This window comes from [Mycobacterium] manitobense (assembly GCF_025821665.1).
GTDB lineage: Bacteria > Actinomycetota > Actinomycetes > Mycobacteriales > Mycobacteriaceae > Mycobacterium > Mycobacterium arseniciresistens.
The window spans coordinates 1-328 of sequence record NZ_JACKSJ010000233.1 but is presented as its reverse complement, the minus strand read 5'-3'; the positions used below and the strand labels follow the sequence as shown (position 1 = coordinate 328).

1 pseudogene is annotated in these 328 nt (G+C 72.6%); it reads right to left on the bottom strand.

Annotated elements, in window-relative coordinates:
• Window positions 1–328: pseudogene (locus H7I41_RS25035) on the bottom strand (hypothetical protein); the annotation flags it as partial.

Here is a 328-nt window from a genome sequence, read left to right as displayed (position 1 = left end):
GGTGCCGCAGAAGGTGCGGTGGCTCGCGGCGAAGTCCTCGGACCCGGGGGCGGCGTAGCGCTCCAGGCCCGGCCGCTCGGTGAACGGATCGCCGAGCACGTCCAGCAGGCGGGCCGCCGGATCAAGGTCACCGGCGGTGGCGGCGGCCAGCGCCTCCTCGACCAGGTGGTTGCGCGGGATGTAGACCGGGTTGACCCGGTTCATCGCCTCGGTGTCGGGCCGGTGCGCGCGCCAGCGCTGCACCCAGTTCATCAGGCCCAGCGCCACGTCGCCGCGCGCCAGCCCCCGGAAGAACGACGTGTAGTCCAGCTTGTGCTCTTCCAACAGC